The sequence below is a fragment of the Flavobacteriales bacterium genome (assembly GCA_026129465.1).
GTDB lineage: Bacteria > Bacteroidota > Bacteroidia > Flavobacteriales_F > PHOS-HE28 > PHOS-HE28.
In genome coordinates, this window is the sequence record JAHCIA010000001.1 from 2,869,021 (window position 1) to 2,882,442 (window position 13,422).

General features: G+C 60.5%; 9 protein-coding genes. 6 read left to right on the forward strand and 3 right to left on the reverse strand.

All coding sequences use genetic code 11. The annotated features are described in order from the left end of the window. Positions 1-12 precede the first annotated feature (12 nt). Together KIT10_12220 and KIT10_12225 are read left to right on the forward strand one after the other, a co-directional pair. A complete protein-coding gene (locus KIT10_12220; protein ID MCW5900025.1) occupies positions 13-1,542 on the forward strand; it encodes a hypothetical protein in 1,530 nt (509 codons plus the stop codon). Positions 1,543-1,546: 4 nt separating this feature from the next. Further along, positions 1,547-3,790 (forward strand): energy transducer TonB, encoded by a 2,244-nt coding sequence (locus KIT10_12225; protein MCW5900026.1) that lies wholly within the window; start codon positions 1,547-1,549, stop codon positions 3,788-3,790. Positions 3,791-4,353: 563 nt separating this feature from the next. Here the strand turns inward: KIT10_12225 and dxs are convergent. Beyond that, positions 4,354-6,297 (reverse strand): 1-deoxy-D-xylulose-5-phosphate synthase, encoded by a 1,944-nt coding sequence (gene dxs / locus KIT10_12230; GenBank protein MCW5900027.1) that lies wholly within the window; start codon positions 6,295-6,297, stop codon positions 4,354-4,356. Between the two features lie 391 nt (positions 6,298-6,688). On the opposite strand from dxs, the gene KIT10_12235 reads away from it, so the two are divergent. From KIT10_12235 to KIT10_12250, 4 genes are all read left to right on the forward strand, one after another. Next, on the forward strand, positions 6,689-7,411 hold the full coding sequence (locus KIT10_12235; GenBank protein MCW5900028.1) for a pirin family protein: 723 nt from the start codon (positions 6,689-6,691) through the stop codon (positions 7,409-7,411). A gap of 121 nt (positions 7,412-7,532) precedes the next feature. Further along, positions 7,533-8,078, forward strand: coding sequence for a YceI family protein (locus KIT10_12240; GenBank protein MCW5900029.1), 546 nt, complete (start codon positions 7,533-7,535; stop codon positions 8,076-8,078). A 110-nt stretch (positions 8,079-8,188) separates the two neighbouring features. Continuing rightward, positions 8,189-9,850: a hypothetical protein gene (locus KIT10_12245; GenBank protein ID MCW5900030.1), complete on the forward strand. Its 1,662-nt coding sequence runs from the start codon at positions 8,189-8,191 to the stop codon at positions 9,848-9,850. A gap of 60 nt (positions 9,851-9,910) precedes the next feature. Next, positions 9,911-11,179: an NAD(P)/FAD-dependent oxidoreductase gene (locus KIT10_12250; GenBank protein ID MCW5900031.1), complete on the forward strand. Its 1,269-nt coding sequence runs from the start codon at positions 9,911-9,913 to the stop codon at positions 11,177-11,179. A gap of 78 nt (positions 11,180-11,257) precedes the next feature. On the opposite strand, the gene KIT10_12255 is transcribed toward KIT10_12250, so the two are convergent. Together KIT10_12255 and KIT10_12260 are read right to left on the reverse strand one after the other, a co-directional pair. Continuing rightward, on the reverse strand, positions 11,258-12,202 hold the full coding sequence (locus KIT10_12255) for a T9SS type A sorting domain-containing protein (protein ID MCW5900032.1): 945 nt from the start codon (positions 12,200-12,202) through the stop codon (positions 11,258-11,260). A 108-nt stretch (positions 12,203-12,310) separates the two neighbouring features. Next, positions 12,311-13,414 carry a hypothetical protein gene (locus tag KIT10_12260; protein ID MCW5900033.1) on the reverse strand — a complete coding sequence of 368 codons (1,104 nt, stop codon included), beginning with the start codon at positions 13,412-13,414 and terminating at the stop codon, positions 12,311-12,313. Positions 13,415-13,422: the final 8 nt, after the last annotated feature.

Genomic DNA, 13,422 nt, shown 5'->3' on the forward strand with positions numbered 1-13,422 from the left:
TGCAGATATGCGGTGGACTGGACCAATAGTTCCGGGAGCCTGCACATCATCTGGACGGAGCCCGAGGTCATATTGGAAGTGACTGCCTTGGAAGAGTCTGGTTATCGAGCCATGGGCGGCGTTCCGATCCCTTCCGCAAGCGCATTTCCAACGGATGTGAAGCTTCTGCTGGCCGCAGGCAGTACTGGCGGACAGCCCCAGCTAAGGCTTACATTGATGACACGCGAGGCACCCCCCATGCCGATCACCGGTCTGACCATGAAGGGTAATCGCGGTGTTGTCCGGGTGGACCGCAAAGTGCGGGATATGGTGTTGGTCAAACACGACGAGAACGGCGTGGCATGGCATCGTCGGGAAGTGGACCTTGAAATTGAAGACGGAGCTTTACATGGGTTGATAGGTCAACTTGTTGATCCTATGGAACTCTTAACGGGCACATCGACGAACCTCCATGCGGGCTGGGTTGCTGATGCAGGAGCTCGGATCTCCCAGGTCATGGAATGCGCCAAACCATTCTTCTCTTTCAGTAAGAGCCAATCGGAAGGTGGAGGAGCAGTGTCTGCGCCGATGGTAAGCGAGAGCGGAAGAACAGCAGGGCATGCCGCTGATGGACATGGATCCGTCAAGGGCTCGGATGACAAGGCGGAGGCTATAGTACCACGCGGATTGGGCCGTGTGAATACCACGGTGGTCACCGGCACCCCGTCCAACACGCCCGCACCTCCCATTAAGGCTGTTCCTTCTACTGGCGACCTGCCGCAGCGATCGAGCATCCCACCACACTTGGTCGCCCCCATTGAGCCCTTGGCGCCGATCCGTATCGGTAGCAGGCAGGCCATCATGGATGCCTACGAACGCCGGGTGGATAGTCTGGTCAAGGAGATGCTAAGTACCCGCCAATTCATCATCACTTCGGCATTCCGGGATGATGAGCTCGTGGAATGGATCCACAGAGATCATGCGGTCATTGTTTCCATGCAGGAGGAGTTGAGATCGCAGAAGAGTGCTACCGCAACCTCTTCCAGCAATGCTCGTGAGGCAGCGGCCCAAAGAGCCATCATCATCCAGGAGTTGCCTTCATTCTTTGGCGCGACCTCGGTGTATACCATGTTACGGCCCTTCTCCGATCTGGTGGATCTGGACACATTCAGGGTCCTTACTTTCGACGAGAGGGGAGGCTACCGGCATGTGCTGCGCATAACCACGGCGGGGGAGAACCGATACGAGGAGGAAATACTTCCCCTATCGATCATGGAGGGGGGCGCTGAGAGTCGATGTAATGATCTTGAGATCGAGTTGTTGCGGGTGCGGATGGCCCTGTCTCCAGGAGCATTCGTGCGAGACCCTGTGAACTCTACAATTCTGGAGCGCTCTGAGAACCGGGACCGACTGGATCTACCCTTCTCGATCGGTCAGCAGGATTTCCGTGACCTTTTCGAGGAACGACCCTTCGTGGGCTGCCGTTTCCAAAGTGACCCGGAAACGTGGCGCACACTGGTCTATTCACGGCGCTTGGGCCGGATCGTCAACATAGAACCCTGACAGCATGTGGCGATGGTTCGATAATGGTCTGGCCCTGCTGCTGCGCAGCACTGATGATGGCAGCTTTTTTCTGAAGCCTTGGTTCGCGTTCTACAGGGCGCTGTCGCTGCTCCTGTTCGTCGGTGGGGTGGTCATGGCATTGACTCTGGTCGGCACCGGAGTGACGATGACTTATCAGCTCCATCAACAGGAATTGCCCGAAGCGAGCGTGCAAACCTTGGCGACCTCGCTTTTGATGGCCATGGCGTTGCTGATCAATGGCTCCATGGGTGGGCGATTGATGTGGCTGCGGGGCTCCATGTTGTGGGCGCGCAGAGATGGCGAAGGGGGATACCATGTTGTACTTCTCGTGGCCGATCTGGTACGGACACTCGGTGAATTGTGGGGGCTGCTGGTGGCTCTATTCAGCATATCGTACTTCCTTGTCCTTTGGCCGGCACAGCAAGCGATCATGGCCGTACCATTCGTGGGGCATTGGATCGGGACGTTCATCTCACTGCCATTTCTTTATCCACTGACAGGGGTCATTGTCGGCTTCTTGGCCATATTCATCACGCGGTGGATCTCCGACTATCTGGAGATATGGTTCCGCATGGGTAATGATGTTCGGGCCATCCGTCAAGGGGGCGATCCGGTCGTTCACTCGCAGCCATCAACTATAGGTACCTATGCTACGCAAGATGTTGACTGGCGGATGGCTGGGGTCGTCAGCCTCGCTTATCTGATCGTGGCCACCCCATTGTACAAGGCATGGCCATTGTTACCCGCTATTGTCATGCTGGGTTCCGTAGGTCTTAAGCGATGGTGGCCTGGTGCTTCTGTGATGGTGGCGTTCATAACGCTGTTGGCGCTGGGGTTGCTCACAGGTGTGATCGCCAGGGGAGATACCGAGAGCTTGGTCGGCCATTTCCATACGGCGGGATTCAAGCTTCTTCTTCCTTTGTTCCTCATAGGCTTGGTAGCCGTTGCTTTGTCTTTGACCGAACTATTCCGCACGCCGACCAAGGAATGGTCTAAGCAAAGTGGTATCGCGACCACCGTGATCTTGCTGTTACTGTTCCTGGTCTTTCCCGTTTGGAGTACTTGGCAAGAAGGCTGGAAACGCCACGATCTAAGCGCGGAGGAGGAACGGGCGGTTCGAGACTTGTTCAAGGAATACCAGCAGAAGGCATTCGCGGTGCGACAGGGCGAAAACTATGACACAGTGAACGTCATTACCGTCGATCAGGCGCGATTCCAAGCAGACAAGTATGGGCAGATCACTGTTGAGCATGCCATCTCATGGCTGGGCACACACTGGTCGTCGAGATTCGGAATGCATCACAAGAGCATTGCGATTCCTGGTTTTATACAATATCGTTCCAAAACACGGGGAGATCAGTTGACCGTGAGTTACCATCCGGATAGCTTGGTGCTGCTGATGCAGAACCAACCGCTCCATGCGTTGCCATTGGAATCGGTGAGGGACAGGGTTTACGGCCGACAACGTCGTGATCGGAATTTGGCCATGCGTGACAGTCTACAACTGGTGCGTGATACACTGCGGGGGAAGTTCAGTTCCTACCGCTGCGCATCGCCACCTTGTTTTGCTTGGTTCGAAGTGGAGCAAGAGAACGGGTCGTGGAAGCGGATGGCGTTTTACTGTGAACGCCCGGTGATCAGTGGTTATCCACTTGCCAGTATGCCACCGGATGGGTCTATTTGGTCGTTGAAGATCAGGAGGACACTGTTGGATGGACAGGACCCCAACGCGGAAGGGGCAATCGCTTGGGAGCTGGAGGGAATGGATGATCCTGTCGAACCGCCAGAGCCGGAAGCAGTGCCCGAGCCGGTCAAGAATGACCCTCCCGTGAAAACTTCAGAAAAAATAGTAGTGGAGCAACAGCCCAAGGCGCCAGTCGAGAAACCGGTTCGACCGACCAGCAAGGTCTACCAAAAGAATGACGTGGATATAGAACCCGCATTCCCGGGTGGACGAACTGGATTGGATCGATACATTCGGGAGAATAAGCGGTATCCGGCACAGGATCGGGCTGAAGGAAGGACCGGAAAGGTGCGAGTGTCATTCGTGGTAGGCAAGGATGGTCGTGTCAAGGACGTTCGGTGCAGTCGAAGTGTTTCGCCGGGCTTGGATGCAGAGGCAATGCGACTGATCCGTGAAATGCCTGCTTGGTCACCTGGCTTTATGAGCGAAGGTGCCGTCGACGTTCAGATGGAGTGGACGATCGACTTTACGTTGAACGAATAACGCCTTTGGGCGGAAGAACAAATGAGAAAATTGCAACAAAGTATGATCCAGGCCACATTCATGTTGGTGGCTCTCTTGAGTGGGTGCGACCCAGAACCGAAGGATTTTGTAGGACTATGGTACGGCGGAGGCAACACCTATGTCATCAGCCTAGATGGTGAATCATATCTGATCTCAGACCACGAATCGAACATGAATAGAGCGTTCCATGGTCGAATACATTTTAAGCTTGAGAATGGAGAATTAGTAAATCACCAGATACCGGCGGTCATATCATTCCATCAAAAAGGCTCTATTTGTTTTGAGAATAAATCTAATGGATCGAAAGCCATGTTGCATAGCATATGGGTTGAATGATTTGCTCAGATTGGGTTCGCCATAGAGGTGAATACTTCACTTAAAGCCTGAAGTAGATATTTTCATCCACGCTTTCCCATCGTTCGACCAGTTCCCACAGCGGAGGCGGACAACATCTCCTTCACCGCCTCCTCCACCGCCACATCATCGATCCAGCACCTGCCTACGGCAGGCAGGCTCCCGGCAACGGCCAACGTTGATCCGCGTCAGGCACCAACCCGCACCACCTTTCCGGTATCCTTCCGCCCGAGCATTTCCACTGCTGCTTCCACGACCGCGATGTCGTCGATACCACATTCGCGGTACAACTCCGGCTGCGTGCCGTGCTCGATCCACTTGTCCGGGATGGCCAGGCGTTTCACGTGGGCGGCGTAACCGTGGTCGCCCATGAACTCCAGCACCGCGCTGCCCATGCCGCCGTGCAGGGCGTGGTCCTCGATGGTGACCACGTGTTTGAACTTGCCGAAGACCTCGTGCAGGAGCATCTCGTCGATCGGCTTCACGAAGCGCATGTCGTAGTGCGCCACGCTGTAGCCATCGGCCTCCAGGCGGTCGATGCCCTTGGCGGCGTAGTTGCCGATGTGGCCGATGCTCAGCACGGCGATGTCGGTGCCTGAGCGCACCTTGCGACCGGTGCCCACCTTGATCGCTTTGAAGGGCGTCTTCCACTCGGTCATCACCCCCTCGCCGCGCGGGTACCGGATGCTGAAGGGGCCGTTGCCGGGCAGCTGCGCGGTGTACATCAGGTCGCGCAGCTCCTCCTCGTTCATCGGCGCGCTCACCACCATGTTGGGGATGCAACGGAAGTAGGCGAAGTCGAAGTTGCCGTGGTGCGTAGGACCATCGGCACCGGCCAGGCCGCCGCGGTCCAGGCAGAACACCACGTGCAGGTTCTGCAGGGCCACATCATGCACCACCTGGTCGTAGGCCCGCTGCATGAAGCTGCTGTAGATGTTGCAGAAGGGCACCATGCCCTGCGTGGCCATGCCGGCACTGAAGGTCACGGCATGCTGCTCGGCGATGCCCACGTCGAAGGCGCGGTCGGGCATGGCCTTCATCATGATGTTCAGCGAGCAGCCGCTGGGCATGGCGGGTGTCACGCCCACGATCCTCGGGTTCTTCTCGGCCAGCTCCACGATGCTGTGGCCGAACACATCCTGGTACTTCGGCGGCTGCGGGCTCTTGGGCAGCACCTTGATGATCTCGCCGGTCTCCTTATTGAACAGGCCGGGCGCGTGCCACACCGTGGCGCTGCCGTTCTCGGCCGGTGCGTAGCCCTTGCCCTTCTTGGTGATCGTGTGCAGGATCTTCGGGCCGGGGATGTCGCGCAGGTCGCGCAGCACCTTCACCAAGTGGTCCACATCGTGGCCGTCCACCGGACCGAAGTAGCGGAAGTTGAGGCTCTCGAACAGGTTGCTCTGCTTCAGCAGCGCGCTCTTCACGGCGTTCTCCACCTTCTGCACGATGGCCTGCGCGTTGGGCCCGAACTTGCTCACCTTGCCCAGCAGGTTCCACACCTCGTCCTTCACCTTGTTGTAGGTGTGGCTCGTGGCGATGTCCGTCAGGTACTCCTTCAGCGCCCCCACGTTGGGGTCGATGCTCATGCAGTTGTCGTTCAGGATCACCAGCATGTCGGTGCCCGCACCGCCCGCATGGTTCAGCGCCTCGAAGGCCTGGCCCGCGGTCATCGCACCATCGCCGATGATCGCCACGCACTGGCGGTCCTCCTCACCCTTCAGCTTGCTGGCCACCGCCATGCCCAGCGCCCCGCCGATGCTGGTGCTGCTGTGCCCCACGCCAAAGGTGTCGTACTCGCTCTCGCTGCGCTTGGGAAAGCCGCTGAGGCCTTTATAGATGCGGTTGGTGTGGAAGACCTCCCGGCGGCCGGTGAGGATCTTGTGCCCGTAGGCCTGGTGCCCCACGTCCCACACCAGCTGGTCGTAGGGCGTGTTGAACACGTAGTGCAGCGCCACGGTCAGCTCCACCACCCCCAGGCTGGCGCCGAAGTGGCCGCCCTTCACGCTCACCACGTCGATGATGAAATCGCGCAGCTCGGTGCACACCTGCTGCAGCTGCTCCTCGGGGAGGGCGCGCAGGTCGGCCGGCAGCTGGATGCGCTCCAGCAGCGGGTAGTGGGGGACGGAACTCATGGCAGCAAGGGGTCTGGGGCAATGAACAAAGGTAACCGGCCTGGGGTTCACGGGGCGCTGAGGTTCAGCGGCTGAGACAATAAGAGGACAAGGTGGGATGGGTGTCGACATGCTCCATCATTTGGAAATATCTTCCATGGAAACTATCTTTACCCCGTCAACGAACCAAGACCCCGGGTCAACGTTCCTCTGTCGAACCCAACAAGAAGCACCCATGGACCGCAAGAACTTTCTCCGCAAGAGCCTCCTGGGCACCAGCATGCTGGTCAGCGGCGCTGCCGCCGCACAGCTCATGAAGAACCTGCCTGCCGGACAGGCAGGCGACATCGACGAGATCAAACCACTGGACCCGGTAGGGTTCGATCACCTCCCTCCAACACCCCCTGTACGCATGGGCAACATGGTATTGCACCGCGCCAGCGAGCGCGGCACCGCCGATCACGGCTGGCTGAAGGCCAACTTCAGCTTCAGCTTCGCCAACTGGTACGACCCCACCCGCATGCACTTCGGTGTGCTGCGCGTGATGAACGACGACATCATCGCCGCGGGCAAGGGCTTCGGCACGCACCCGCACGACAACATGGAGATCATCACGATCCCCCTGAAGGGTGCGTTGCAGCACAAGGACAGCATGGGCAACACCAGCATCATCAACGCCGGTGATGTGCAGGTGATGAGCGCCGGCACGGGCATCCTGCACAGCGAGTTCAACCCCTACAACGACAAGGATGCGAACACGCTGCAGATCTGGCTCTTCCCCAAGAAGCGCCAGGTGACGCCCCGCTACCAGCAGATGACGCTGGACCCCAAGGACCGCATCAACAAGTGGCAGCAGGTGCTGAGCCCTGACCCGGATGACGCCGGTGTGTGGATCCACCAGGACGCCTGGTTCCACATCGGCAAGTTCGATGCGGGGAAGAAGAACACCTACAACGTGAAGCGCAAAGGCAACGGCGTATACGCCTTCGTGATCGAGGGCAGCGCCACCATCAACGGCCAGCAGCTCGGCAAGCGCGATGCGCTGGGCGTGTGGGACACCGATGCGCTGAACATCGAGGTGGGCCCCAAGGGCGCGGAGATCCTGCTGCAGGATGTGCCGATGGAACTTTCTTGATGTGGAAGGGTGCAAGGGTGTCAGAGTGCGAGGGTGTATGCCCCCGTCGCCAAGCCTCTGACTCCCTCGCACCCTGACACTCTCGCACCCTCAAACTCTTCAACTGACAACCTCAACAACCATGGAAACAGCAACTGCAACGACCACCCAATGGGCCATCGACCCCAGCCACTCCGAGATCCAATTCAAGGTGAAGCACCTGATGATCAGCACGGTCACCGGAAGCTTCAAGGAATTCGGCGCCGAGGCCGAGCTGGAAGGCGATGACCTGACCAACGCCCAGGTGAGCTTCTGGGCCAGCACCGCCAGCATCTTCACCAACGACGAGAAGCGCGACGCGCACCTGCGCAGCGGTGACTTCTTCGACAGCGAGAAGTACGGGAAGCTCAGTTTCAAGAGCACCAAGGTGGAAGGCTCCGGCGACAGCTGGAAGGTGACCGGCGACCTCACCATCAAGGACGTGACCAAGCCCGTGACACTGAACGTGGAATGGAGCGGCACGATGAAGGACCCCTACGGCAACACCAAGGCCGGCCTGAACCTGAGCGGCAAGATCGACCGCAAGCAGTGGGGCCTCAACTGGAACGCGGCCCTGGAGGCCGGCGGCGTGCTGGTGAGCGACGAGGTGCGCATCCTGGCCGAAGTGCAGCTCGCCAAGCAGGGATAAGCGCGGGAGACCGCAAGGAAAGCGGAAAGGCCTGCTCCGGAAGGGGTGGGCCTTTCTGTTATTGTGACCCTGCTCAACGATCGATCGAGGCGGCTTGCACATCTTGCGGCATGTTGGACCTGCGCACCGAGGAAGTCCTTCAACTGCGCCGGAGCGTGGCGCGAACGCATGGGCAGGAGCGCTGGACCATGCTGCTCGCCGCGCTCGACCGCCCCATCCGCACCCCCAAGGCCCTCAAGGAGTGGCACGATCTGCTGCTCTTCCTGCTGGCCCATCCGATCGATGCCGCCGAGTATGATGCCGTGACCACTGCGTTGGATCGCGTGGCCGTCATCGCCCGCGACATGTTGCGGCGCGGTACACGCCACCGCCACAACTTGAGCAACTCAGGTCTGGAGGGTACACCGCTGCAAAGCACCTTCACCCATCGGCTTACGCGCTGGATGCTGGAACGCTGGGGCGATCGCATGGAGCTCTTGTCCGTGGAAGCCCCCATGGATGAGTTCGTCGAGCTGCTGCGCCTGCTGCTGCCACAGGCCGAAATGGAGACCGTGGACCAACCCGCGGTGGACGTGCATGGACTGCTCGACCGCACCTTCGGTCCTTCGCCTGCGGTGCAACTGTGGCGATTGGTCGATGGACTCGACAAGCTGCGTGTGGACGATCGTACGCGCGAACACCTGTGGGCGCGCATGCAGGTGTATGTGAAGGTGGAAGGCGCATCCGGCTGTGGGATGACCTTCGCGCGATGCCCGGTCGCAGCGCCGCACTACCTGTCCACCGGGTTGCAGCGCGGCGTTGACCTGCATGCGGTGGTGGATGAGCCCGTCGAAGGCCCGGTAAGCTTGTCGGCCGCCCAACGGAAGGCATTGATCGGTACCGCCCGCACCGTGCTCGCCACCCTGCACCGCGAGACCGACCCGGTGACATTCGCCGGAGCGGTGGAGTTCTTCGACATGGGCCGTGGTCTGCGCATCGCGCTCTTCCATCTCGATGTGGAGCACCGGCTGCCCTTCGACAGCTACGTGGGCTTCATGGCTTTCCGCAACGGTGTGCCCATGGCCTACGGTGGCGCGTGGATCTTCCCCGGCAGGAGCAAGGTGGGCATCAACGTGTTCCCCGCCCTGCGGGGTGGCGAGAGCGCCTGGTTCTTCGCGCAACTGCTGCGCCTCTACCGCCAACGCTTCGGGGTGGCCCGTTTCGAGGCGGAGGACTACCAACTGGGGCACAACAATCCGGATGGACTGAAGAGCGGCGCGTACTGGTTCTACTACCGCATGGGTTTCAGGCCGGTGACCAAGGCGCACCAACGCACGGCGGAGCGGGAGTTCAAGAAGCTATCCACCCGCAAGGATCACCACGTGCCGCTGAAGCTGCTGAAGGAGCTGGTGGAGCACGGACTGGAACTGGTCATCGCGGAGCATGATACACCCATCACCGATACGGCGGCACTCACCAAGGCCATGCAACAGCATGTGGTGGAGCGGTATGCGGGTGATCGCGCACTGGCCATGCGCCATGCTTTGGAGCGACTGGGGCGGGTATTGCCGCTGGGCGATCTGGCGGAATGGTCATCGCAGCAGCGCGCCGCCTTGTATCTGTGGGCGCTACCACTGGACATGGTGCCCGATCTTGAGAGGTGGTCAGCAGGTGAGCGGAAGCGGCTCGTGGCCATCATGGGCAGCAAGGGAGCGGTCTCGGAGACGAAGCACCAAGCGCTGCTTTCCCGGCTGCCACGGCTGCTGCATGCTTGGTCGGCCCTTGCAGGGTGACGTCCGTCACTGTCGTTGGCCTGTGGAACGTGGAGCTTTGACCCAACTATCCACGCGATCATGGCACTACCGCACTACGACATCCTCATCATCGGTGGCGGCACCGGTGGCATCATGACCGCCGCGCAACTGCGCCGCAAGGACAAGAAGCTCCGCATCGCGGTGATGGACCCCGCGAAGGACCACTGGTACCAACCGGCCTGGACGCTGGTGGCGGCAGGCACCTTCGACATGAAGGCCACGCGCCGCGACGAGGCCAGCGTGATCCCGCCCGGCGTGGACCACCTCAAGGAGTACGCGGCCACCTTCGAGCCGGAGGCCAACACCGTGCGCACCAAGGAGGGCAACGTCTATACCTACGGGCACCTGATCGTGGCATCGGGCATCCAGATGAATATCGACGACCTGCCCGGCCTGCGCGAAGCGCTCCAGACCGAATTCGTGTGCAGCAACTACCTCGACCCGGAGAAGACCCACCGCGTGATGAAGAACTTCAAGGGTGGCGTGGCGGTCTTCACCCAGCCCAGTACGCCCATCCGATGCGGCGGCGCACCCCAGAAGGCGGTCTATCTGGCCGATGAGTTCTTCCGCAAAAGCGGCGTGCGCGACAAGACCAAGCTCGTATTCGCCACGCCCGGCTCGGTGATCTTCGGTGTGCAGCCCTTCCGCGCCGCGCTGGAGGACGTGATCCGCAAGAAGGAGATCATCTTCAAGGCCTTCTACAACCCCGTGAAGATCGATCCGGTGAAGCGGGAGATCCACTTCAAGTGGAGCAAGCCGGGGGACAACCACTGCACGATCGCCGAGGAGCAAGGCTTGCCGGAGAGGATCGAGGGCGAGAGCACCATCGTGATGAAGTACGACATGCTGCACCTGGCCCCGCCACAAAGCGCACCGGACTTCGTGCGCCACTCCCCGCTGGCCTATGCCGATGGCCCGAACAAGGGCTGGCTGGAAGTGGACATCAACACCCTGCAGCACAAGCGCTATGCGAACATCTTCGGCCTGGGCGACAGCGCCGCCCTGCCCACCGCCAAGACCGGAGCGGCCATCCGCAAACAGGCACCGGTGGTGGTGGCCAACATCCTGCAACGCATCAAGGACGGCAAGCTGTCCCCTGTGAAGTACGAGGGCTACAGCAGTTGCCCGCTGGTGACCGGCTACGGCAAGATGCTCCTGGCCGAGTTCAAGTACGACAACGTGCGCGACAGCGACCCTTTATTGAGCAAGCTCTTTGACACGGGCAAGCCGCTGTGGAGCATGTGGGTGTTGAAGAAGTACATGCTGCCCTGGCTGTACTGGAACCGGATGCTGAAAGGGACGATGTGAGCACAGGGTCACCGGCCGCTTGAAGCGGAACGGCCCGCATCCTGCGATGCGGGCCGTCGTCTGCGATCCCGGTGTGGATCACTGCTTGATCACGGGATGTACGGACCCCATGTCCTGCCCTGCGATGCGCACGAAGTAGAGGCCGGCCGGCATGCCGGAGAGATCGATCTCCGCGCGCGCCTCCTGGCCCGGCATCAGGAATTGCCGCGGCGCAAGCACTTCGCGGCCGGTCACATCATGGATCGCGAGCGTGTTGTGTGGCGCGGCACCCGTTGCGGTCACCGTGATGGGACCTACCGTGGGATTCGGGTAGAGGTTCACCACTGGCGCATCCATTTCACCCATGCCAACGGTGGTCATGTCCACGAAAGTGACATCATCGATGTAGTAGCGCGTCTGGTCACCACCGGCGTAGGGATAGAAGTTGACCCCGCCGAGCTGGTTGGGACCTGCTGCGCCGTTGGACTGCACGTTGGTCTGCCACATGGCCGCCGGGTTGCCATTGATCGCCATGCCGGCCTGGTAGGTGTCCAGGTCGATCCCGATGGTGACATTGAACCACTGGTCCTGCGGGTACTGCACCAGCATGGCCGTCACGTTGGAGGTGTACTGGATGCCACCGTTCGCGCGGAAGGTCACGTCCACGGCCCAGCTGCCGGTGGAGACCATCTCCTGATGCTGCAGGTTGAAATAGCCACCGAATCCCTGGGGGATGTACATGTTCCACGAGAGGACATAGCTGCCGGAAGTGCGGTCGCCGAGGCGCAGGATGATGTCGCCGGGACCACCGTTCGCCGAGGTGGAATTGAACCGCGCACTGATGGTACCGGAAGCGGCCTGTTCATTGCTCAGCGGAACATCCTCCGCCATGCTGCCTGACCAGGTGGCCCAGGGAAGCCCCAAGGTGGCCACCAGCATCTGGCCGTTGTTGTAGGCGTCGAAATCCTCCGATATCAACACCACCTGGGGTGTGGCGATGATCGGGAGTGCGAGCGCGAGGATCAGGTGTAGGTGTTTGATCATGAGGATGAGGGTTTTGGTGAATGTGATGGAAAGTTAACATTTACTCCATGCGTTGCCCTTTCAGCGGGGCATGCGTTCCCGCATGCGTCATGGTCGCGTCAGATGAGCTCAACGGGCGATCATCAGCCGAAGCAGGGCCTGGTGATCTTGGGAGCGCACTTCCATCTGGTAGGGTCCCGGTTCCAGGTGGCCCACGGCGATGGCCCCTCCGGGTCCGGAGGTGATCGCTTCCAGCATGATCCCGCGCGCATCGTACAAGCGGACGGTCGCAGCGTGCTCCAGTCCCAGGATCCGCACAAGGTCCGAGGCCGGGTTGGGCGAGAGCCGCCATGGCGCTTCCGCCGCTGTCCCGCGCATGCCCACGGTGCTGTCCAGTTTCAGCGACCACAACCGGGCCGGTCCGCCGAAACCGCTCTCGCTGCTGATGTAGACCGAATCCGGCGCATGCCAGGCCACACCTTCCGTTTGCGTGAAGGGCAGTGCCACGTCGTGCCGGATCGCCTGGCCCTGGAAGAACCCGTTGCCGGAGTAGTCCGACAAGCGCCACACGAAGGGCATCAGGATGTTCGTGTAGCCGAGCAGCACCACGCGGCCCTGGACCGGGTCGTAACTGGCATCGGTGACCAGCCCCTGGGTGTCGAGGATCGTGCGTGGTGCGGCCAGGTGGTCGCCGGGGATCGCGGGCAGGGCGTATAGTTTCGTTCGCGCATCAAGCCACCGCTTGGTGAATAGGAACAGGCTGTCGTCCTTGGCGATGAAGGCCTCGAGATCCCAGTTGTTGGCCTGGTTGGCCGGGGTGAAGTCGGTCTGGTCCGCGTAGGCGAAACGGATCGTGTCCACCAATATGCTGGTGACACCGGGATCGATCAGTTGCGACAGCGGGAAACGGAAGATGCGCAGGTCGGTGCGGTTCCCCAGGTTGTTGCCGAAGTCGCCCACGTACACCCATTCCCCATCGTGTGTCACGGCCTCCCAGTCGATGTTGGAGGTGTTGGTGAGCGTTACTTCGCGCACCACCGCACCGGTGGCGGGTTCCACTTGGTACAGCTTCGCTTCGTTCCAACTGTCGTTGTGGGTCCAGAGCGCGCCGTCCACCACGATCAAGCCACTGGATTCCGGGACCGCAGGACCCAGCGTGCTCAGCAACGTGGGCGCCAGCGGCTGTGCTGCCGCGAAGAGCGGAAGCAGCGGAATGGCGAGGGCTAGTCGCATGGTCATGC

Excerpts from the sequence above, each read along its gene's own strand:
- KIT10_12245 (MCW5900030.1), top strand. The coding sequence starts at position 8,189 with ATGTTGGACCTGCGCACCGAGGAAGTCCTTCAACTGCGCCGGAGCGTG.
- KIT10_12235 (MCW5900028.1), top strand. The coding sequence starts at position 6,689 with ATGGGCAACATGGTATTGCACCGCGCCAGCGAGCGCGGCACCGCCGAT.
- dxs (MCW5900027.1), bottom strand. The coding sequence starts at position 6,297 with ATGAGTTCCGTCCCCCACTACCCGCTGCTGGAGCGCATCCAGCTGCCG.
- KIT10_12240 (MCW5900029.1), top strand. The coding sequence starts at position 7,533 with ATGGAAACAGCAACTGCAACGACCACCCAATGGGCCATCGACCCCAGC.
- KIT10_12260 (MCW5900033.1), bottom strand. The coding sequence starts at position 13,414 with ATGCGACTAGCCCTCGCCATTCCGCTGCTTCCGCTCTTCGCGGCAGCA.
- KIT10_12255 (MCW5900032.1), bottom strand. The coding sequence starts at position 12,202 with ATGATCAAACACCTACACCTGATCCTCGCGCTCGCACTCCCGATCATC.
- KIT10_12250 (MCW5900031.1), top strand. The coding sequence starts at position 9,911 with ATGGCACTACCGCACTACGACATCCTCATCATCGGTGGCGGCACCGGT.
- KIT10_12225 (MCW5900026.1), top strand. The coding sequence starts at position 1,547 with ATGTGGCGATGGTTCGATAATGGTCTGGCCCTGCTGCTGCGCAGCACT.